Origin of the sequence: Microbulbifer epialgicus, assembly GCF_041447265.1 — a bacterium.
Taxonomy (GTDB): Bacteria; Pseudomonadota; Gammaproteobacteria; order Pseudomonadales; family Cellvibrionaceae; genus Microbulbifer; species Microbulbifer epialgicus.
The window spans coordinates 16,452-37,664 of record NZ_JBGMEK010000022.1 but is presented as its reverse complement, the minus strand read 5'-3'; the positions used below and the strand labels follow the sequence as shown (position 1 = coordinate 37,664).

Annotated in this window: 17 protein-coding genes; 8 read left to right on the top strand and 9 right to left on the bottom strand. The window is 50.2% G+C overall.

Annotation, left to right across the window (positions count from 1 at the left end):
• Positions 1-398 precede the first annotated feature (398 nt).
• Positions 399-926, top strand: coding sequence for an enoyl-CoA hydratase/isomerase family protein (locus ACCI49_RS11495; protein WP_371839107.1), 528 nt, complete (start codon positions 399-401; stop codon positions 924-926).
• A 270-nt stretch (positions 927-1,196) separates the two neighbouring features.
• On the opposite strand, the gene ACCI49_RS11490 is transcribed toward ACCI49_RS11495, so the two are convergent.
• Entirely contained in the window at positions 1,197-1,625 is a 429-nt protein-coding gene (locus ACCI49_RS11490) for a hypothetical protein (protein WP_371839139.1), read from the bottom strand.
• A gap of 369 nt (positions 1,626-1,994) precedes the next feature.
• Positions 1,995-2,603: a MarC family protein gene (locus ACCI49_RS11485; RefSeq protein ID WP_371839106.1), complete on the bottom strand. Its 609-nt coding sequence runs from the start codon at positions 2,601-2,603 to the stop codon at positions 1,995-1,997.
• A gap of 166 nt (positions 2,604-2,769) precedes the next feature.
• Here ACCI49_RS11485 and aceK point away from each other — a divergent pair, with 166 nt between their 5' ends.
• Together aceK and ACCI49_RS11475 are read left to right on the top strand one after the other, a co-directional pair.
• Positions 2,770-4,524, top strand: a complete 1,755-nt coding sequence (gene aceK, locus ACCI49_RS11480) for a bifunctional isocitrate dehydrogenase kinase/phosphatase (protein WP_371839105.1) — start codon at positions 2,770-2,772, stop codon at positions 4,522-4,524.
• A gap of 56 nt (positions 4,525-4,580) precedes the next feature.
• On the top strand, positions 4,581-5,081 hold the full coding sequence (locus tag ACCI49_RS11475) for a hypothetical protein (RefSeq protein ID WP_371839104.1): 501 nt from the start codon (positions 4,581-4,583) through the stop codon (positions 5,079-5,081).
• Between the two features lie 7 nt (positions 5,082-5,088).
• Here ACCI49_RS11475 and ppk1 (ACCI49_RS11470) read toward each other — a convergent pair whose 3' ends face one another.
• Positions 5,089-7,137, bottom strand: a complete 2,049-nt coding sequence (gene ppk1, locus ACCI49_RS11470) for a polyphosphate kinase 1 (protein WP_371839103.1) — start codon at positions 7,135-7,137, stop codon at positions 5,089-5,091.
• Between the two features lie 109 nt (positions 7,138-7,246).
• Positions 7,247-9,310 carry a polyphosphate kinase 1 gene (ppk1, locus tag ACCI49_RS11465; RefSeq protein ID WP_371839102.1) on the bottom strand — a complete coding sequence of 688 codons (2,064 nt, stop codon included), beginning with the start codon at positions 9,308-9,310 and terminating at the stop codon, positions 7,247-7,249.
• Between the two features lie 257 nt (positions 9,311-9,567).
• Between ppk1 (ACCI49_RS11465) and ACCI49_RS11460 the strand changes: the two genes are divergently transcribed.
• From ACCI49_RS11460 to ACCI49_RS11450, 3 genes are all read left to right on the top strand, one after another.
• Positions 9,568-11,040 carry a Ppx/GppA phosphatase family protein gene (locus ACCI49_RS11460; protein ID WP_371839101.1) on the top strand — a complete coding sequence of 491 codons (1,473 nt, stop codon included), beginning with the start codon at positions 9,568-9,570 and terminating at the stop codon, positions 11,038-11,040.
• 67 nt (positions 11,041-11,107) lie between these two features.
• A complete protein-coding gene (locus tag ACCI49_RS11455) occupies positions 11,108-12,574 on the top strand; it encodes a protein adenylyltransferase SelO (RefSeq protein ID WP_371839100.1) in 1,467 nt (488 codons plus the stop codon).
• Between the two features lie 141 nt (positions 12,575-12,715).
• On the top strand, positions 12,716-13,135 hold the full coding sequence (locus tag ACCI49_RS11450; protein WP_371839099.1) for a DUF2147 domain-containing protein: 420 nt from the start codon (positions 12,716-12,718) through the stop codon (positions 13,133-13,135).
• Between the two features lie 327 nt (positions 13,136-13,462).
• On the opposite strand, the gene ACCI49_RS11445 is transcribed toward ACCI49_RS11450, so the two are convergent.
• The 5 genes from ACCI49_RS11445 to ACCI49_RS11425 all read right to left on the bottom strand — a co-directional run bounded on the left by ACCI49_RS11445 (position 13,463) and on the right by ACCI49_RS11425 (position 19,060).
• On the bottom strand, positions 13,463-14,542 hold the full coding sequence (locus ACCI49_RS11445; protein WP_371839097.1) for an HlyD family secretion protein: 1,080 nt from the start codon (positions 14,540-14,542) through the stop codon (positions 13,463-13,465).
• Entirely contained in the window at positions 14,535-14,996 is a 462-nt protein-coding gene (locus ACCI49_RS11440; protein WP_371839096.1) for a MarR family winged helix-turn-helix transcriptional regulator, read from the bottom strand. Before ACCI49_RS11440 ends, ACCI49_RS11445 begins: the two co-directional genes overlap by 8 nt.
• A gap of 136 nt (positions 14,997-15,132) precedes the next feature.
• On the bottom strand, positions 15,133-17,382 hold the full coding sequence (gene parC / locus ACCI49_RS11435; protein WP_371839094.1) for a DNA topoisomerase IV subunit A: 2,250 nt from the start codon (positions 17,380-17,382) through the stop codon (positions 15,133-15,135).
• 302 nt (positions 17,383-17,684) lie between these two features.
• Positions 17,685-18,638, bottom strand: coding sequence for a hypothetical protein (locus tag ACCI49_RS11430; RefSeq protein WP_371839093.1), 954 nt, complete (start codon positions 18,636-18,638; stop codon positions 17,685-17,687).
• Positions 18,572-19,060, bottom strand: coding sequence for a hypothetical protein (locus ACCI49_RS11425; RefSeq protein WP_371839092.1), 489 nt, complete (start codon positions 19,058-19,060; stop codon positions 18,572-18,574). Before ACCI49_RS11425 ends, ACCI49_RS11430 begins: the two co-directional genes overlap by 67 nt.
• Positions 19,061-19,740: 680 nt before the next feature.
• Between ACCI49_RS11425 and ACCI49_RS11420 the strand changes: the two genes are divergently transcribed.
• Positions 19,741-20,346, top strand: a complete 606-nt coding sequence (locus ACCI49_RS11420) for an ABC transporter ATP-binding protein (RefSeq protein ID WP_371839091.1) — start codon at positions 19,741-19,743, stop codon at positions 20,344-20,346.
• Positions 20,343-21,149, top strand: a complete 807-nt coding sequence (locus ACCI49_RS11415) for an ABC transporter permease (protein ID WP_371839090.1) — start codon at positions 20,343-20,345, stop codon at positions 21,147-21,149. Before ACCI49_RS11420 ends, ACCI49_RS11415 begins: the two co-directional genes overlap by 4 nt.
• Positions 21,150-21,213: the final 64 nt, after the last annotated feature.

Here is a 21,213-nt window from a genome sequence, read left to right as displayed (position 1 = left end):
ACTTATTATTCTTTTCTTCATACTCGAGGCGCGTGGCAGAAAAGTTCTCACTTTTATAAAGTCTTCATCACGTCCAGTAAATAACAAGCTCTGACGCCGAGCTATGTCGGCCTTCTTTTCACTAGAAATAGGAAACTTGTACCCAGATCCATCAGCCTGCCCAGCCATGAATACAAACTCCCTTCCAAACCAGTAGTTATCGAGCCTGTGAACACGCCTACTGGTGTAGGCAGCTGAGACTCCTGATCACTTTGGGGTTTCGCCACTAGCTTGGGGTTATCAAACCCACCTAGAAGATATTGCCTGTCTGCGGCCATTCAACGGTAATACCTGACATTCCTGGACGACCTTAGTTTCTGAGCTCAACACCAATAGCTAAACCACGCAAGGATATTGCGATGGAATATCAAGGCTACACAACCTTCAATACCGTAAAAGATGACGGGGTTCTGACCATTACCTTTGACTACCCGCCAGTGAATATTCAGGGTTTGTTGATGATGGGGGATCTAAACATGTTGGCGCAAAAGTTCGAGCGAGATCGTGAAATCAAGGTGGTGGTATTCCAGTCTGCCAAGCCCGATATTTTTATCGCCCATGCAGATACCAGCTCACTCAAAGATATGTCATCAGAAGCAGCCTTCCACGAGGAGGCCCAACTATTGTACTTGCAAACGACTTTGGAGCGTATCAGCGCTCTCGCCCACGCAACCATCGCCAAAGTCGAGGGTTTCGCTCGCGATGGTGGCCACGAATTTTCCCTGGCTTGCCACAGTAGAAGATCAGTTACTAAAAAGAGGGAAGGAAAGAATACACTGCGCTCGGGACCGAATGAGGCATGGATGCCGATTACGAGCTTACAAGGATGTATTCACAGCGCGTCTCGAGTACAGTGTATTCTTTTCTTTCGACCCAGTAGTACCTAGTAGTCTCCAAACACCTTAAGGACACTACTGTTTTCAACAAAACTGGCTGATTATAAATGTCAAAAAAATTTTAATTACTGGATCAACGGATGGCATTGGGTTGAAACTGTAAAAATGCTCTCCCCAATGGAGCACAGCCTGATACTACATAGACATAGACATAGGCATAGGCATAGACATAGACATAGACACAACGAGAAAAGGCTACAAGAAACTAAAACTAAGTTGATTATGCGCAGAAGGAAAATGGAGAAAACTCCATGGCTTTGACTACCTCGCTACGGTCATCACCGAGGTGAAATTCAAAGATGGATAGGAGGTACCAACAACTGACCGGAGCGCTGCTTGATCAGACTTATTGAATACCAGAATTGACAATAACTCCGCTATTTTCGTACCCGGCAAAACCAACGTATTCAAGGCCTTGGTGGTAATCAGGTTTTCCTTATCGATGACATAGTTCAGGAAAAACGGATTCTTAATAGACCCAATTGCACCGATGATCCCAGATAAAAAAGCGGCAACCAACCCCAATGGAAAGAAGCAGTGAAGCCGTATGGGGAAAGAGTATTTCTTTTTGCCCAGCCGATATTGGAAATATGCTGGACATAAGAAAGATGCTAACAAAGAATTGAATCCATACTGGATGCATTTGAGGGTAGACATAAGCTCCGAGCCCAGTCCCCAGAATACTGCCACACATAACCCAGCGAATCACATCCCATTTGACGTAAGATCAAAAAAGTCCTAAAGGGGGCGGCGATCAAACTACCGACGGTGACAGTGCGAACCTATCAGGAATCCAACCAAGGGGATGAGCAACATGGCCCCGACACCGGCAGCCAGGGTGCAGATATACCAGGAAAGAGCGCCAAATACCAAGAGAATCGCGACAATCGCCAGTTCTTGCTCTCATACACTCAAAGTGCCCTCCGACATACATCAATTCATTCCGGTTCGAAGCTGGCTGGTCCAGCTCAGAAATATTGCAGATGAGTTTGTAGGCCAAATACGTACCCAGTTACCCTAGGATACAGTTATCGAGGGCCAGCTAAGAAACAGAGAACATTAAATGGAGAAGAACTGCTGGATTCCCACCAGCACACTCGTGGTAGCTACTGAAGCAAGGATAAGCCCCATCACCCGACTGACAATGCTAGCACCAGCATCGCCGATAAAGCGGTAAATCCAATTGGCCGTCAGTAGTAAAGCGATCACAACAGCCAGTACCGCCAGCATGGCCGAAGCAGTGGTAAATTGATGAAGCAGGTCAAAGCGATGATTGTCGGTGAGTACTACTGCAGCAAGCATGGCCCCAGGGGAAGCAATAGATGGCACTGCCAAGGGGAATATAGCGGTCTCATGCCCATCTCGCACAATTTCTATCTCCCGCTCGGGCTTGCTCTCACCAAAGATCATGGTAAGGGCGAACAAGAACAGCACTACACCTCCAGCAACCTGGAATGCAGATAGGGGCACTCCAATAGCCTCCAGTAGATACTGTCCTGCCATCAGAAAGAACAGCAGTATGCCGGCGGCTACCAGTACCGCGATCCAGGCAATCTTACGCTTTTGCCACTCTGCATGGCGGGAAGTCACTGCAATGAAAACCGGAAGAGTTCCCACCGGATCGATTACAGCAAAGAAAAAGACAAAACTACTGATCCAATCGTTCAACTGGTACTCCGGCGTGCCGTGCTACTATCCGCTTATTTCCTGCTGTGGGGAGACCGGCAAGCACCGCAACAGCTGTGAGACACGGCTCGGTTTGGATTTGCAAGCCGTCACAACATACTTTTACTGCCGAAAACTAAACCTGTAACTCAGTAACAAAGTCTAGTGCATGACCAATCACTCACCGACCGCTCGCCGCATCGCGAAGACCATCCTGAATGGTTTTGATGCGTATTTTGCAGACTATCAGAACATTACTCTGGGCGCCAAGGCGCGCTTTGAAACCGCCTCCTGGCAGGCAGTGCATCACGCCAATAAAGAGCGGATCGACCTATATAAAACCAAGGTTAATCAGGTTCTCAAACTGGTGCATTCCGTTACCAGCAAGGACACCAGTCAATTGGAACTCTGGCGGGATGCCCGTGCCACCTACGCCCAATTAATTGCCAGCCACAGCAATTATGAAATTGCTGAGACATTCTTTAACTCGGTTTTTTGTAGCCAGTTTCAGCACGCCAATATTCACGACAGCAATATTTTTGTAAAGCCCTCCCGCCCACCGGACGATAAACCACTGCGGGACTACAGCATTTACATCAGCTATAGCGGGCGCGATGGGCTTGAGTATATGATCGAGGATATCCTCAAGGATTTCAGTTTTTCAGCGCCCTGGGAAAACATCCAGCGCGATATACACAATATCTGCACGGCGCTGCGTGGAGCTCCCCTGACAGAATTGGAAAATGAAAAGCACCTGCGAGTGGATATGCTGGAGTCAGTGTTCTATCGCAACAAGGCCGCCTATCTGGTGGGGCGTATGATTTTTCATGGCGAGGTAGTCCCTATTATTCTGCCTTGCCTGAACAATGGCCGCGGTAGTATCTTTGTGGATACCTTGCTACACAGCAATGATTCCGCCAGTATTATTTTCAGTTTTACCCGCTCCTACTTCATGGTGGACGCCCCCATACCTTCCCGATTTGTACGCTTCCTTTCCACCATAATGCCATTAAAGGAAAAGTCGGAACTCTACAACTCCATCGGCTTCCATAAACACGGTAAGACGGAATTCTATCGCCATATCCTCGCTCATATGAAAGTGAGCAACGATAAGTTCGTTATCGCTCCGGGGATTAAAGGGATGGTGATGAGTGTATTCACACTGCCCTCCTATCCAGTGGTATTCAAAGTGATCAAGGATCGTTTTGATCGCCCAAAAACCGTTACGGAAAAAATCGTACGGGAAAAATACAAGTTTGTTTCCCGCTCCGACCGTGTGGGGCGTATGGCGGATACCCAGGAATACACTAATTTTATCTTTTACCGCAATCGATTTAGCGATGAGCTACTTCAGGAATTACAAGAGCTTGCCCCCTCCAAACTGCTGATTGATGATAAATGGGTAATCATCAAACACCTCTACGTTGAACGGCGTATGGAGCCACTTAACCTCTACTTACAGAATGCCAATGAAGCGGAGACCCGTGAGGCCATGGAAGAGTACGGTAACGCCATTAAACAACTGGCGGCTGCAAATATCTTCCCGGGGGATATGCTGTTGAAAAATTTCGGGGTAACCCGTCACGGTCGAGTGGTTTTCTACGACTACGATGAACTCTGCCCACTGACCGAGTGCAAATTCCGCAAGATTCCCGAAGCGCAGACCGCAGAGCAGGAGCTTGCCGACAAGCCCTGGTACACAGTGGATGAGGCAGATGTTTTCCCTGAAGAGTTTCGCCTCTTCTTCTCTGGCAATCCCACCGCCCGTGCAGCCTTTGAAAAACAGCACAGTGATTTGTACGACTACCACTATTGGAAACGGTTGCAAGACCGCATCCGCGCGGGACATGTGGAAAGTGCCTTCCCTTATCGACGTAGGTGGCGTTTCCGCCGTCGAGGATCAGTCGTCACACAGAAAAAATAAGCAAGCAATCTATAGCTATATTGGTAGAAGGTCTTCACTATTCAAACAGGTGATAAGTGCGCTTATTTGCACGGGTTGTAACTCTCGTGGTCCTGGCTCTATTATTAGCCAGTGGCTGCGGTTATCTTCCCAGTGAGATGACGATCGCTGGCAAAAAAAAGGCGCCCCCTCCCCATGCTCGTATTACCGGTAAACCCCAAGTTGTAAGTTGTGCCACTCCCGCCAGGGGCTTTAGACCTATTGCCTTTAACGAGCTCTATATCTTTACCGGCGATGCACCCCAACCTTTCCATGAGAAAACCGACCTACCAGCACAATTTGACGTGGAAGCCTATGTGTGGGGCAGTGAGCAATGCGCCCCACGTGCCTTTTGCAAAAAAGGCAACTACTACTTGTTAATTGGTCGTGGACCGGGAAATGACTTCGATACCTGGGTAGTCACACCTCAGTACCCGCGCATGATTATTCAATCCCCATGCTACGAGTGGCTTCGGGTAGGACAGCGCTATCGATTCTCTTTTAGCCGGGGAAAACTAGTAGGATTTAGCCGAAAATAAATCCCAGTTACTGCTGCGGAAGCTCTTTCAGGTAGCGATAAATGGCATCCTGAGCACGACAATCTCTCCCTCCCCGGTTTGCCAATCGGGTATTCGTCTGTTTCACATCCAGCACCCGCGCTTTCTGGTTATCATTCCACTGCAGGTCCATAATTTTCCTGATGAGCTTGCGATGCTCCAAATCAACAACAGGCAATGTTACCTCAACCCGCTCGTCCAGGCAGCGTTTCTTCAGATTTGCAGAGGAAATCCATATTACTTCCTCACCACCATTGTGGAAAATATACACTCTCGAATGTTCCAGAAACTTATCCACCAAACTTATAGTCTGAATATTGTCAGATAAACCCGGTGTTTCACAAACCAAAGAACATTCACCCCGTATTATTAGCTTAATTTTAACTCCAGCCGCACTAGCTCTATAAAGTTGTGCAATAACTTCACTATCTACCAGACCATTACATTTAAAAAACAAGCTTGCCTCTCGTCCAGCACGAGCCGCTTCAATTTCTCGCTCAATAGAAGCTTCAAGCACACGACGAAACGAGAAGGGAGAAGCAATAATATGCTTGTAACTTTTACGTACATTGGGAAAGCGCATAAATTCAAATAAATTATATATGTCTCGCCCTATATTCTGATCTCCTATCAAGTAGCTAAAATCACAATAAATACGCGCTGTCATCTCATTGAAATTTCCCGTTCCGAGTTCCGTATAAAATTTGTTTTTTCCCTGCTCCCGCCGAACAACGGAAATTAACTTCGCGTGTACTTCCATCTCCGGAACCCCATATACCACTTGCACCCCGGCTTCACTCAGCTTATGAGCCCAATGAATATTGGCCTTCTCACTAAACCTGGCCCTCAACTCAACTATCGCAATTACTTTTTTATTATTTCTTACGGCATTGATAAGTGCGGTAATAACCCTGGAATTCTTCGCAATCCGATACAAAGTTATACGTATCTCCTTTACTTGTGGATCAATCGCGGCAGAAGCAAGAAAGTTCGTGGTAGCTCTAAAATCGTGGTATGGGTAGTAGAACAGCCTACCACCTTTTTGCAACTGACTAAAAATACTTTCATTGACTGGCACTGCAGGTAGTGGCGTCATTTTTTTATATTGGTACTTTTTTGAATTTCTAGCAAAGCTCATGAAATCCTTGGAATTATGGTAGCGCCCGCCGGGTGTATAAGTATCATAACGCCCCATTTTTAACTTTCTTTTTAGCAGCTCCAATAGAGGTTTTGGCATTTCCGAATCATAGACTAGCCTTACCGGATCTGCACGCTTTCTTTGCTTCAATGATCGTTCAACTCGGTTAAGAACGCTCTGAGAAACCTGCTCATTTAATTTAATTTCCGCATCCCTGCCTATTTTAAACATATAAGCCTGCGCCGAAGTTATAGGCAATAAATTTCTAAATATATCTATCAGAAAGGCACGGATAATATTATCCAGAACTATATAGACCTTTTCCTTCTTATCTTTTCTCGCAGGGATCTCTATGAAGCGGGGAAGAATAGAAGTGGGAACGTCCATAACCGCATATCGTCTCGGCTCGCCATTTAGCTTCAAATCAATGACAAAGTATATTTTCTTATCGCTAAGTAATGGCATTGGATTTCTGCCATCGATAAAGAAGGGCTCCAACTCAGGCAAAACCCTACTATGGAAATAATCATTTATAAAAGCATACTGCTGCTGATTCAGACTTGTTTCCGGAACAATATGAATATTATGCCGATCAAGGGTCTTTAACACCTGTAAATAAGCAGTGGTATAACGTCTTTGGAGGTGAGTAATCCGTCGATTAATCTGCCCAAGCAGCTTTGAAAAGTGTTTTTTTTGATCAGTACCGGTAGCAAAAGCAGTAAGTCTGCGCACTTCTCCTACATGAACACGAAAGAACTCATCCAGATTATTGGAAAAAATGCCAAGAAAGTGTACCCGGTCAATGATCGGCACATTCTCATCTTCTGCCTCTTGCAAAACCCGCTCATTGAAAGACAGCCAACTCAGCTCTTTTGGGTAAAGGGGTAAATCCTTCCGCATTGAAATACACCTATTTGAAAATCTAAATACTTAGCCGGACGTAGTATTTTCCTGTAAATGCACAATTGATACCAACCTAGCCAATGCCTCTTGGTTGTAAAGCCTGAGCTCAATTAACAGAGCTCTGCTTCAGGTAGCGATAAATTGCATCCTGGGCACGACACCCCCTCAGGCTATTGTTTGCAATCCGTCTATTACTCTGCTTCGCATCCATAATTCGCGCTTTCTGATTATCACTCCATTGGAATTCCAAAATTTTTCTTATAGTCCTACGATGCTCACTATTAGTTAGCGGGAAAGTTACCTCAATCCGGTAATCAAGGTTGCGCGTCATCAGATCCGCCGACGACAGCCACATCAGCTCCTCACCAGCATTATGAAAGATATAAACTCGTGCATGTTCCAGATATTTATCCACCAGGCTGATAACCTGAATGTTGTCGGACAGCCCTGGAGTTTCACACACTAACGAGCACATACTGCGCACAATAATTCTGACTTTCACACCCGCAGCACTGGCACAATACAGGCGACTTATCATTTGGCCATCTACTAGGTTGTTACATTTAAAAAATAGCGCAGCGTCATGCCCCTGTTTTGCAGCCTCAATCTCACGATCTATTGCACCCAATAGTGCGGCACGGTTGGTCAGTGGCGAGACCGCAATATGCTGAAATACAGGACGCCTACGTGTAAACTGGATAAATTCAAAAACATTGTAAACGTCCAGTCCCAACTCCTGATTGTTGGTGAGCAGGCTGAAATCACAATATATTTTCGCAGTATTCTCGTTAAAGTTGCCGGTACCAAGGTGACTGTAAAACCGGTCCTTTCCCTCTTCCCGACGAATAATGGATATTAATTTACAGTGGACCTTTAATCTAGGCACACCGTAAATTACCTGCACTCCAGCATCAGAAAGCTCCTTCGACCAATGGATATTGGCTAACTCATCGAAGCGTGCACGAAGTTCTACCACGGCGACAACTTTTTTGTTGTTGCGCACTGCATTGATCAAGGCTGCCACCACACGGGAATTTTTGGCCACCCGATAGAGGTTGATGCGAATTTCACGCACCTGGGAATCAATCGCTGCAGAGGCGAGTAAATTAGTAATTACGCGGAAGTCGTGATAAGGGTAGTAAAATAGGCGATCAGCACTGCGAATTTGAGCAAAGGCACCACCATTACTGGGTAGTGTGGAAAGCGGTACTAGGGGTTTATAGGTATAGCGTGCCGAATCTGCCGGAAATTTCATAAGGTCTTTGGAGTTATGGTAGCGGCCACCAGGTGTGTAGGTATCGTAGCGCCCCATCTTCAGTTTTTTCTTTACAATGTTCAGGAGCACTTGCGGCATCTCTGCATCGTAGGCGAGGCGTACCGGGTCAGCGCGCTTACGCCGCTTCAGGGACTTCTCCATGCGATCCACCAAATTTTGCGTAATCTGCTCACCCAACTCCAGCTCCGCATCACGGCTGATTTTGAACATATACGCTTGCGCCGAATGGATCTGTAATACCTGGCGAAACACCTCCACCAAACAGGCACGGATAATATTATCGAGAACAATATACACTTTCTCCCGCTTGCCCTCACGGGGCGGAATTACCACAAAGCGTGGGAGTGTATTGGTGGGAATCTCCATGGCCGCATAGCGTTGAGTACCATTTTTGAGACGCAGGAAAATAGCGAAATAAATACTCGCCTCATTCAGCAACGGCATGGTTTCGCGATCATCAATAAAAAAAGGCTCCAGTTCTGGCAATACCTCACGGTGAAAGTAGTCCTCTACAAAACTACGCTGACGCACGCTTAACCTGGATTCCCTCACCACATGGATATTGTGTTTATCGAGGTCCTTCAATACTTTGGCATAGGCACGCGCGTAACGCCTCTGCAAACGCAGCACTCGCTCGTTTATCTGACTGAGTAATTTGGCAAAATCCTTTTTTTGCTGCTCCCCCCTCGCAAAAGCAGCCAGCCGCCGCACATCGGCCACACGAACACGGAAAAATTCATCGAGGTTATTAGAGAAAATTCCCAGAAATCGCATCCGCTCAATGATGGGGACAGTTTCATCTTCCACTTCCTGTAAAACCCGCTCGTTAAACGACAGCCAGCTCAATTCTTTGGGGTATAAGGGCATATCGTTAAACATGGGCAATCGCAACATAGATTCCTCTGCCGGCGAAGCTCCCCAATATAGGAGACAGGAAAAAGGCCTGACTAGCGCGTGTCAAAATCCGCCACTGGTACCATGTATCCTTAGGTAGTGTTGGTGCGATACAACTCAGACAAAGATTTACGCGCTTGTTGGCCAATACCAGGAACCAAGTTCCGCCAGATTGCAGCAATCTATTTGGACACAAGGTTATACAGTTAATAGTAGAGCAGTTTGCCGTCACAATTAACGTGGGTATCGGGATGTCGATGCAAACACAAACTGAGCGCTACGCGGCGCTCGATCTGGGTTCCAACAGTTTTCACTTGCTGCTAGCAGAATTTCGTGGCCAGCGCATGGTGCGCCTGCATACCGACCATGCTATGGTACGCCTTGCGGAAGGCCTGGACGCGGAGCGCAACCTGGACCCGGCTATTTCCGAACGGGCACTGGCAGCGCTCAACCGCTTCCAGCCGGTACTCGCAAAGTTGCCAAAAGATCATATCCGCGTGGTGGGCACCAATACCCTCCGTACCGCCGCGGCCAATGCGGATGGTTTTCTGGAGGAAGCGGAGTCCATCCTCGGCGTACCGGTAGAAATTATCAGCGGCATTGAGGAAGCGCGCCTGATTTACTCCGGGGTAATGGCAGCCGCCGGCGGCGCGCCGCGGCTGCGCTGTATCATCGATATCGGCGGCGGCTCCACCGAAATAGTGCGTGGCTGTGAAACCCCGGAGCGATTACAGAGCCAATATATGGGTTGTGTTTCCTACAGTAAACGCTATTTTGCCGACGGTATTATCAGCAGACACTCCGTCAATCATTTCAAACGGGCCCAGCGTGCAGCGCGGGCGGAATTGCAGGGGCTCCAGCATATGGCTGCCGAGGCGGAAGTAGTGGGCTGCTCCGGCTCCATCAAGGCGGTTGCACGCGTACTGAACGGCAGTGAGGCGAAGGATATCAAGCGCGAGGATATTGATCGGCTGGCGCAGGAGGTCGCAGGCGCTGAGCATATCGCCGACCTGAACCTGCCCAATCTCCATGAGAAGCGCCTCCCGGTTTTTGCCGCCGGCCTAGCCATACTGCACGCGATTTTCTGCGAGTTGGATATACAACGCATGGAAGTCTCCCCCTACGCCATTCGCGAGGGCATAGTGCACGACCTGGCCGGGCGACTGCATGGCGGCGACAGGCGCGCAGATACTGTGACGGCTGTTATGCAGCGCTGGCAAATAGATACCAACCAAGCCCGCCGTGTCAGTGATACCGCCCTCAAGCTACTGCAGCAATTGCGCCCAGAATACCCGCCGGAAGGTCGCCAGCGGTTGCGCTGGGCCATTCAACTGCACGAAGTGGGCCTGGCGCTCACTCACAGCAGCTTCCGCAAGCTCGGAGCCTTTATGATCAAACATGCCGACCTGGCGGGATTCTCCAGAGGGGAGCAGGAATATTTGTCCTACCTTGTTCGTAACCAACGTGGGCGCATCAAACACCCCAAAGAACATTACGGCTTCCACCCCAGCCCCGACCTGCTACTGTGCCTGCGCCTTGGATGTATCATTCATCGCGACCGCACCGAGCGCACCCTGCGGGGCATCAACCTGGCTGACCAGGGTGATGCCTATCGCCTGCAGATTGAGCGGGAATGGCTGGATAGTAACCCTGCCATCGAAGAGTTGCTCTACCAGGAGGAGCTGCACTGGCAGTCCCAGACGTGTCCGCTACGCTTGCTGGCAGTTTAAGCCGCTCGCACTACAGGAGCACAGCGTCCACAAAAGCACCAACTTTTATTTCTAAAAGCCAAGTATTATGAAGCTCAACGAAGTTACCCTCAGCCACCATTACGCCAATCTAGGCGATGCCTTTGGTACCCTCGTCGACCCCACGCCTTTTAAGCACCCCCATCTTATCGACACTAATCCGGAGGTTATGCAGCTACTGGGTATAGACAGCGATGAAGTGACAAACCCCGCCTGGGCAAAGCTGGGCAGTGGCGCCAAACTCTTTCAAGGCAGCCGCCCTTTCGCAATGAAGTACACCGGACACCAGTTCGGCGTCTACAACCCGGACCTGGGCGATGGTCGCGCACTTCTTTTGGGGGAAATCGACAGTGCCGGACGGCGCTGGGAGCTGCACCTGAAGGGGGCCGGCAAAACGCCCTACTCACGTTTTGGTGATGGGCGTGCAGTACTGCGCTCCACCATTCGAGAATACCTCGCGGGCGAGGCACTCAATGGCCTGGGTATACGCAGTACTCGCGCATTGTGTATTGTCGGCAGTGATGAGCCGGTAACTCGCGAACAAATTGAAAGTGGCGCTATGTTGATCCGTGTAGCCGAAAGTCATGTACGCTTCGGCCACTTCGAGTACCTTTTCTATACCAAGCAGCTGCAAGCCCTGCAGCAGCTGGTCGCCGAGATCTGCCAGCGTTTTGTGCCGGATACCCAAGGACGTTCTGTTGGCGAACAGGCAGAAGCCTTGCTGCGTTTCACAACCAGACGCAGCGCGGAACTAGCGGCGGGCTGGCAAGCGGAGGGGTTCGCCCACGGAGTACTCAATACCGACAATATGTCGATTATCGGCGACACCTTTGACTATGGCCCCTACGCCTTTCTCGACGATTACGATCCCACTTTTATCTGCAATCACTCGGATCACACCGGCCGCTACGCATTCGAGCAGCAACCGGGTGTGGTATTGTGGAACCTAAACGCCCTGGCCCACGCTCTCTCAGCCTTTGTCAGTGTGGAAGTGCTGCGCGATTGTCTGGAGCAATTCCAACCCCAGGTCTCCCACGCCTATGCCACGCGTATGCGTGCCAAACTGGGACTCACCGCTGAGGAGGATGGCGACCAGGCACTCTGTGCAGACCTATTGCAAATACTGCAACTGGGAGAGGCGGACTACGCACGTTTTTTTCGTGCCCTGGCCCACTACCGAGGAGAGCGGCCAGCAACAGGTCTGCGCGCATGTGTTGCAGACGCCCAGCATAGTGCGCTGGAACAATGGCTGAAACACTACGATCGTCGCCTGGCGAGAGAAAACAGTGATTCCTGTATCCGCGATCGCACCATGCTGGCGGTAAACCCCAAATATATTCTGCGTAACTATTTGGCACAGAAGGTCATCGAGGCTGCCGGGCAAGGGGATTATTATCCTCTGCGTACCTTGCGCCAATTATTGCAATCGCCATTTGAGGAACACCCGGAACACGAGGCCTGGGCTGCCGAGCCACCGGAAACAGGTAAGCGTATTCCTCTCAGTTGCTCCTCATAAAGCGGCAAAGTAAAGTTGGTACAGGAATTAAACAAAAAACCGATAAATACGGTGAATTTTGCCGAAGGCGATAAACTCCCTGTCGCCGAGGGTGACTTATTGTAAGATCTGGGTCACCCCCTAATAGAGGAACACCTACCGATGATCAGAAACCTGCTCCTGGCCGCTTTCGGCCTGATGTTCGCCCTGCAGGCCAGTGCCGCGGATATTGTAGGCAAGTGGCGCACCGTCGACGATGAAACCGGACAGTCAAAATCCATGGTCGAAATCTATGAAAAAAACGGCAAATATTACGGAAAGATCGACCAGCTACTGCTGAGACCCAACGACACCGTCTGCGAGAAGTGCCCCGGTGACCTGAAAGGCAAACCGCTCGTTGGTATGGATGTCATCACCGGCATGGTGAAGAAAGGGGACAAATACGAGGGCGGGGAAATTATGGATCCGGTCACAGGCAAAGTATATGACTGCAAGCTCTGGCCGGAAGGTGACAATACCCTAAAAGTGCGCGGTTACCTCGGTTTCTTCTACCGTACCCAAACCTGGGAACGTGTGCAGTAAGCTAGCCCACCCGGTTCAAAAGGGCCCTCCTTGATAGGCGGGCTTTTTTATTGCCCCAGTTAATTTTCAGCGCTTTTACTTGCCCTGCCTTCCTCATATCTGTCAAACACGGATCAGTCACAGGGGTATAGCCCTTTTCCTGGGTAGATAAACACCTTTGCTGGTGTCTTGTATTGTCTCGCCTGGCAAGCGTGAATCCACTAGTTTGGCGATGCGAGGATCTTCAGCGCTCTATGCTAATTTCACACAGCTGGACTTCGAAACCGGCTTATCGGTGACGGCTGAATCTCCATGCCACTCTCTGTCAGTACCAGAGCCTAGAGATACTTACAGAACCACCCGGCCACTCTCTTCAGTAGAAGCGCGGGCCGAGACCACTTTGGCATCCTCGCTGGTATCGATACGCACCTTGGCGCTCATACCCGCTCGCAAGGGCGGCGAATCCTTAAGGGGATAGAGACGCAGCCGCACCGGCACACGCTGCACCACTTTCTTCCAGTTACCATTGGCATTCTGCGGTGGTGTCGGCGCAAATTCGCTACCACTGGCAGGACTCATACTGTCCACCTGCGCCTGCCACTCGAAATCCGGGTAGGCATCCAGGGTAACTTCGGCCTGCTGACCAGTGCGTACCTGAGCCAACTCGGTTTCTTTAAGATTTGCCTCCACCCAGAGGCCGCTGGAATCAATCATATTCAGCAGGTTGCTGCCGGCAGTCGCCATCTCTCCCACTTGAGGCACGGTGTTGGCTATGATGCCATCCACTGGTGCGATTATACGGGTGCGCGACAGCTGGTAGCTGGCCTTATCGAGCTGCGCCTGAGCCACCTTCAGATCCGCCTGCTCCTCCAGGGCTACACTCGGATCGCCCCCCAGCTCAGCACGCAAGCTGGACAGCTTCTCTGCGTTAATGGTGATCTGTGCCCTAGCCCGATCCAACTGCTGGCGCGCACTGTCCAGTTCCGACTCAGAAAAGGCCACCTTAGCCAACTTTTCATTGCGCTCCAGCTGGCGCCGGTAAAACTCTGCATCTTTGCGCGCCTGTTGCAGCGCGGCATCGGCTTCCGCATATTCCGCGCGGCGCGCCAACAGGTCATTGCGCACCTGGGCCAAGCGCGCCTCTGCTTCATTCACAGCCAGCTCAAAGGCGGTACGGTCAATCTGGATCAACAGTTGGCCCTTGTGTACCACCTGGTTAGCATTCACCAGTACCTTGGTGACCACTCCGTTTACCTCTGGTGCCAGCGAGACTTTATCCGCCTTTACGAAGGCGTTCTCTGTCTCGACAACATCGCTACTACCAAGCAGGTTCCAGCCAACCGCTAGCGTGGCAAGCACCAAGCCAATGGCAAGGCCCAGCCTGCGCATTACGATGCGGTCTAGCTTTATCTGCAGCTTGTCAGTCACATTCAATCTCTTCACGTGTCAGGTTTTTGCGCAGCCGCTCTAGTAGCATCTGCAGTTGTCTTATCTCCCTCGGGGAGAAGCCATCCAGTGCTTGGGAGCGAGTCTCCTCCGCCAGGTTTCCCAGCAGCGCTAGGGCCGGTTCTGCCTGTCCGGTCAGGTAGATACGGAAGCAGCGTCTATCCTGCGGGTCCGGACGCCGCTCCACCAACCCCTCCCGCTGCAAGTTATCGAGCTGACGCGCCAGGCTGATCGGTGCCATATCCAGGCGTTCCGCCAGTTCCGACTGTTTCTGCCCCTGTTGCCGCAACAAATACCAAAGCACCTGCCAGCGGGAGCCGCTGAGGCCATGGTCCCTGGCGCGGCGGTCAAAATTACGCCTCAGCAGACGTGCCACGCTGTGCAGCTCCAGGCTCATCTCGGTTCCAGCATCACCCTGCATACCTTTCCCTGACATGGGTCCCCCCCTTTTTGAGGGCACTTATTATAAGCCTGCTTATTATTTCATCAATGCGCCACTGATCAATGCAGAAAGCCACAAGATAAAAAGGCGGTCGCAGTGACCGCCTTTTGCCATAGCCTCGAATTACGGTTTATTTTTCCAGAATTTCAATCCGGTCGACCTTTTGGAAGCCTCGTGGCAGCTTGTTTCCGCGGCGACCACGCTCTCCACGGTAGTGTTCCATTTCCGAGATCTTGATCTTGGTATGACGCTTGCCGGCGTGGACAACCAATTGGTTCTTGCCCTCAAGTACCGCAATACCCACCACCACCTCCTCGCGGCTGGCAGCGCGTGCTGAGGTAATATTGATGATCTTGTTGCCCTTGCCCTTGGACAGTTCCGGCAATTCAGTAACCGGGAACACCAGCATGCGCCCTTCCGAAGTTACGGCCGCCAACAACGCCTCCTCGGGATTTTCCAGCACCTGAGGCGATAATACCTGGGCTCCCTTGGGCAGGTTCAACATTGCTTTACCCGCCTTGTTACGGGACTGTAAATCCGAGAGCTTGGCGATAAAGCCATAACCCGCATCAGAAGCCAACAGTATGCGCTGGTCATCCGGGCCCATCAGCAACCCTTCAAAAGTGGCACCGGAGGGCGGATTAATACGACCACTGAGCGGCTCGCCCTGCCCCCGCGCCGAAGGCAGTGTATGAGTGGGAATCGAGTAGCTGCGACCGGTGCTATCCATTAACAGGGCGGGCTGGTTACTCTTACCCCGCGCAAAAAGTCCAAGGCCATCGCCGGCCTTAAAGCTAAGTGCGGCGGGGTCGATCTCATGCCCCTTGGCCGAACGTATCCAGCCTTTCTGCGATACCACCACGGTAATGGGGTCGGAAGACAGCAGCTCGGATTCGCTAAAGGCCTTGGCTTCCTCGCGGGCCACAATCGGAGAGCGGCGCTCATCACCAAATTCCTTGGCGGCGGCCAGCAGCTCTTTTTTGATCAGGGTCTTGAGGCGACGCTCACTCCCAAGAATCTTGGTAAGGGTGTCGCGCTCCTTCTCCTTTTCTTCCAACTCACTACGAATCTTCATCTCTTCCAGGCGCGCCAACTGGCGCAACTTGGTATCGAGAATATAATCCGCCTGCACCTCAGTGAGTTCAAAGCTCTCCATCAGCTCCTGCTTGGGCTCGTCGCTGGTGCGGATAATCTCAATCACTTCATCAATATTGAGAAAAGCGATCAACTGGCCAGCAAGTAAGTGAAGGCGTTTCTCTACTTTATCCAGCTGGAACTGCAAACGGCGGCGGGTGGTGGTGGCGCGGAACGTCAGCCACTCCCGCAGGATCTTATCGAGGGCCTTCACCTGGGGGCGGCCATCGATACCGATCATATTCATATTGACGCGATAATTACGCTCCAGGTCGGTAGTGGCGAACAGGTGATTCATCACCGCCTCCACTTCAACCCGGTTGGATTTGGGCACAACTACCAAGCGCGTGGGGTTTTCGTGATCCGATTCATCGCGCAGATCGGCAATCATCGGCAGCTTCTTGGCCTGCATTTGCTGGGCAATCTGCTCCAGTACCTTGGCGCCACTCACCTGATGTGGCAGTGCGGTAATCACGATATCACCGTCTTCTTTACCCCACAGGGCACGCATTTTGATAGAGCCACGGCCAGTGGTATAGATCTTACGGATATCCTCCCGCGGTGTAATAATCTCTGCTTCCGTGGGCATATCCGGGCCGAGGATATGTTCACACAGGTCTTCCACAGTGGCCTTGGGGTTCTCCAGCAGGGCCACTGTGGCGTTAACCACTTCGCACAAATTGTGCGGCGGAATATCCGTGGCCATTCCCACCGCAATACCGGTGGTACCGTTCAAAAGGATATTGGGCACCCGCGCCGGCAGTACGCAGGGTTCATCCATGGTGCCGTCAAAGTTCGGCTGCCAATCGACAGTGCCCTGGCCCAGTTCCGACAGTAGTACTTCCGAATATTTACCCATGCGCGACTCGGTGTAACGCATGGCAGCGAAAGACTTGGGATCATCCGGCGAGCCCCAGTTACCCTGGCCATCAATCAGCGGGTAGCGATAGCTGAATGGCTGTGCCATCAATACCATCGCCTCATACACGGCGCTGTCCCCATGGGGGTGATATTTACCGATCACATCACCGACGGTGCGCGCGGACTTCTTGTACTTGGCAGTATTCTTCAGGCCCAGCTCGCTCATGGCGTAGACGATACGCCGCTGCACCGGCTTCAGGCCGTCACCGATATTCGGCAGGGCGCGATCCAGGATCACATACATGGAGTAATCCAGGTACGCCTTTTCGGTGTACTCCTTTAACGGCAGGCGCTCTGTGGCCTCATAGACAGAGGTGTCGGTCATACAGCACTCGTTATTCGATTCGGAAGGAGCGGATTATGGCGGACTGGGGCGGGAGGTTCAAAGGGAGCTGATAATGAAGCGCTATCTGACAAAGGTGATTGGTGCACACTGCACAGTTAGGGTGCTTTAGATCAGTGCAAAATGACACTTCTCAGCTGTTCCACTTATTGATATAAGTTAGTGAAAGGCTCTTTGCTGGCCCCGATTCTCTGTTGGGAGCCCAGCGATTTAAGTAAAAAAGAGATTGCGGCAATTGCGCAATCCCTTTTCGTATCCTTGTATTAACTCAAACAATACAATTTTTACAGAGGGCCAGAGGGGCCACCGCCAGTACAAGTGGAGTAATTGCTGGACTTAAAGCGATGCCCAAAAATCAGCTCCACATCCCTAATTGCTTCAACATCCACTACCGGCCCCAGGTAATCCTCCAATAAGAAAGACAAACGCCAACCTGTTGCGGCAACGCTGCGTTCTTTGAAACTCTGGGTAACCGAATTTATAGAACCTTGACCCGTACCAAATAAATCCAAAGCTGCACTCATAGGCACGCGATAACTATTGCTGACAGCGGCCAGCTGGGAAAGTCCCGCAGCATCCCAGAACAACGCGCTATAAGTGTTAAACTCTCCCTCAACCCCAGCAGTGCCTTCATCAGTGATGATTTCATTGCCCGGGAGAGAATCCCGCACAACACTGGCACCGCCATAGGTAAGATAAGCCGGGGTTTGAACTTCGCCACTGGTGCTGTAGAGGATAGGGATATTAAGTCCTACTGTTTCAATCTTATCACCGTAGGCACCACCAGCGGCTATACAGCTCGGTCCGCCCGCTTCACTAATAATCGGCCCAGTAAAGAGATCGCTTCTAACTGTCTCCTTAACCGTACTAAACTCAATCGTTAACCAGGTTTCATAGCCGAAAGTCCTTGCCAGTAATTTCAATTTCTCTTGGAGGGCTTCCTGGGCACTTAAGCGGGGGCCATTTTGTTGATTAGGATCTGGGTGCAAGTAGGTTTGTTTAATGCCGTAAATATTATCCTTGTATCCGAATACGTCTTCCTTGATTGAAAAGATATCAGTCCCTTGATGAGAAGTGGCTACACCAGGCCAATCAAAATCCATCATTTTTCCGTAAAGGACCCACATATCCCCAGCATTGCGCAGATGGAATACAGACTCTTTACTGATGTTCAATTCACGGATAACAAAAGGGCTTTGCCATTTGTATTCCAAAGCCTCAACTGTATAGAAAGCCATTTTTTCGCCAAACCGAAGAAATTGCTCGCCCTCAGGGCCGACCCCATGATTCGACGTGAATAAATCAGATCTGCAAAATAACGCTGAGCCACAGCAGGAGTATCACTGGTTGCAACAGCGAGCAAGTGATTAGCCTGGTTCAAAATAATAAGCTGGCGTCTAGCTTCCTGCACCAGTGCCGCTTCACCCTGGGCTAGCTCCAAAATAAGGGCACTTACTTCAAGCCATAAGCTTTCCAGACGATGACGACTGCCTGCCTCTAAAATTTTACTACTGCTGTCGTATAGGTACGCGCGGTGTTCAGCTACAATTACAATATTCACAGCATCCAGCTGGATGAAGTCACCCAGCTCATCAATGCTGCTGTTAATTGCAGCCAAACGACCAGAGAGTTCATCAATAGCATCCCAGCTGCCATTCATATAATCCTGTGCAGCTGTAGTTAGAAACTCGAATAAAATTTACGGGAATTAAATGCTTCTTACTTCTGGCGAATGCGATTAATCTGTTGGTCAAGTGAGTTCTTTTGCGAGCGATTGTCCAGAACAATTTGCTCAAAACCATCAGTAACGCCAGCATCCAGTGCTAAACTCTCCACTTCCAACTCGATTGTTTGCAGACGATCATCGAGTCGCTGAAGACTTAGGCCTAAAACGGTTTGAATACTCTCTACATTTTAACATTTATATTTCCATACACAGAAATTTAGAAACCACCTACCAGTAGAGACTTTGAAATATGGTAAAAATAAAAATCGGCACCTGGAATGAATCACACCTCATCTCGCCATCTTGTAACATGTAAAAAATATAGTTTCTTAAATTAATACTAAAAAGAGGGAGGAAAAGAATACATTGTGCTCGGGACCGTAAGAGGCATGGATGCCGATTACGAGCTTACAGGGATGTATTCACAGCGAGTCTCGAGTGCAGTGTATTCTTTCCTTCTGACCCAGCAGTATGCTATGAACGATAGAACCAAGTGGATACCAACGATTAACTCTCTACGTAACGATAATAAATTTTCGCTAGAATTACGTGCACTTCACGTAGCTAACCGTTCCGAGGATAATTAACGGCACTTTATAAATGCAGGGCCATTCATGCCAGCTCTCAAAATCAAAGATCTTTCCATAGGCACCTTGAGGAAAACGAATTTTACCCTGCAATCAGGCCGGATTACCTGCATATCCGGTCCATCTGGCTCAGGTAAAAGCCGCTTACTTAGAGCCATAGCGGACCTGGAATCTCACACAGGTGATATATTCTTGGGTAATAAACCCCAAGGCACTTATCCAGCACATAAGTGGCGACGCCAAGTAATGATGATTCCTGCGCAGAGTGCCTGGTGGGAAGATACTGTCGGTGAGCACTTCCTTACACCTATGCCCGCTGCCCTTAAAGCACTCGGCTTTCCTGAAGACGCAGCAAGGTGGCAGGTAAATCGGCTCTCCTCCGGGGAAAAGCAGCGGTTAGCCCTTATTCGAGCAGTGTCCTACAAACCTCAGGTACTTCTTCTGGACGAACCTACGGCCAATTTAGATGCCGATTCCACTCAAATGGTAGAGCTGTGGTTGACCGGGCTTATTAAAAAGTATCAGCTCCCAACTATTTGGGTAGCTCACAGCTACATGCAAATTCAACGGGTTGCACACCTGCACCTAGCCATTGTTGACAGCCAATTGGAAGAACAAGAGATCCATCTATGAGTGTGATCGACCTATCCTGGTGGCAATTATCATTGGCGGCGGGGCTGGTGTTGGCCCTGGCTGTCTGCACCCATATTGCCCGGTTACAACTGAGCAAGTCGCTAATTATTGCCGCCATGCGTACAACTATTCAGCTAACGCTGGTAGGGCTTGTACTGGAAACCCTGTTCGCAGTTGGCACACTGCTCTGGGTTAGCCTACTGGCCCTGGCAATGCTGTTGTTTGCTGGGCAGCAAGTGGTATCCCGACAAAAATATCGTCTACGCGGTGGCTGGAGTTTTGCGATCGGCACTTTATCCATGCTGGTTTCCGCGTTTAGTATCACAATATTGAGCCTGGTGGTGCTAATTGGCCCACAACCCTGGTACCAGCCTCAATACTCTATCCCGCTACTGGGAATGCTCCTAGGAAATACCATGACCGGCGTTGCCCTGGGCCTTGACCGCCTGACGGAAAGCATGCGGCGTTCGCGGGATATTATTGAAAACCGCTTGATGCTCGGCGAAACCTGGCGACAAGCCAGTATCGAATTTCGTCGGGATGCAATGCGCGCGGGTTTAATGCCAACGATCAATTCGATGGCCGCAGCTGGGATTGTATTTCTACCTGGTATGATGACAGGACAAATACTTGCAGGGACATCCCCTACAGTCGCGGTTAAATATCAGATTTTAATTATGTTTACGATTACTGCGGGCACGGGATTTGGCACTTTCTTGGCTGTTGCACAGTGTTCAAAACAATTGTTTGATCAGCGTGAACGGTTATGTGTTGATAGGCTGCTGGAAAGTAAATCTCCCTGATTTAAAAGGATCTATCCAACCTGAAACCGAGAATATTAATGGTTCATAAAGACGCAATAATAGA

Bases quoted from the DNA above. Each gene is read 5' to 3' on its own strand.
- parC (WP_371839094.1), bottom strand. From the start codon at position 17,382: ATGACCGACACCTCTGTCTATGAGGCCACAGAGCGCCTGCCGTTAAAG.
- ACCI49_RS11440 (WP_371839096.1), bottom strand. From the start codon at position 14,996: ATGTCAGGGAAAGGTATGCAGGGTGATGCTGGAACCGAGATGAGCCTG.
- ACCI49_RS11415 (WP_371839090.1), top strand. From the start codon at position 20,343: ATGAGTGTGATCGACCTATCCTGGTGGCAATTATCATTGGCGGCGGGG.
- ACCI49_RS11430 (WP_371839093.1), bottom strand. From the start codon at position 18,638: ATGGCTTTCTATACAGTTGAGGCTTTGGAATACAAATGGCAAAGCCCT.
- aceK (WP_371839105.1), top strand. From the start codon at position 2,770: ATGACCAATCACTCACCGACCGCTCGCCGCATCGCGAAGACCATCCTG.
- ACCI49_RS11460 (WP_371839101.1), top strand. From the start codon at position 9,568: ATGCAAACACAAACTGAGCGCTACGCGGCGCTCGATCTGGGTTCCAAC.
- ACCI49_RS11450 (WP_371839099.1), top strand. From the start codon at position 12,716: ATGATCAGAAACCTGCTCCTGGCCGCTTTCGGCCTGATGTTCGCCCTG.
- ACCI49_RS11420 (WP_371839091.1), top strand. From the start codon at position 19,741: ATGCCAGCTCTCAAAATCAAAGATCTTTCCATAGGCACCTTGAGGAAA.
- ppk1 (WP_371839102.1), bottom strand. From the start codon at position 9,310: ATGTTGCGATTGCCCATGTTTAACGATATGCCCTTATACCCCAAAGAA.
- ppk1 (WP_371839103.1), bottom strand. From the start codon at position 7,137: ATGCGGAAGGATTTACCCCTTTACCCAAAAGAGCTGAGTTGGCTGTCT.
- ACCI49_RS11495 (WP_371839107.1), top strand. From the start codon at position 399: ATGGAATATCAAGGCTACACAACCTTCAATACCGTAAAAGATGACGGG.
- ACCI49_RS11455 (WP_371839100.1), top strand. From the start codon at position 11,108: ATGAAGCTCAACGAAGTTACCCTCAGCCACCATTACGCCAATCTAGGC.
- ACCI49_RS11425 (WP_371839092.1), bottom strand. From the start codon at position 19,060: ATGAATGGCAGCTGGGATGCTATTGATGAACTCTCTGGTCGTTTGGCT.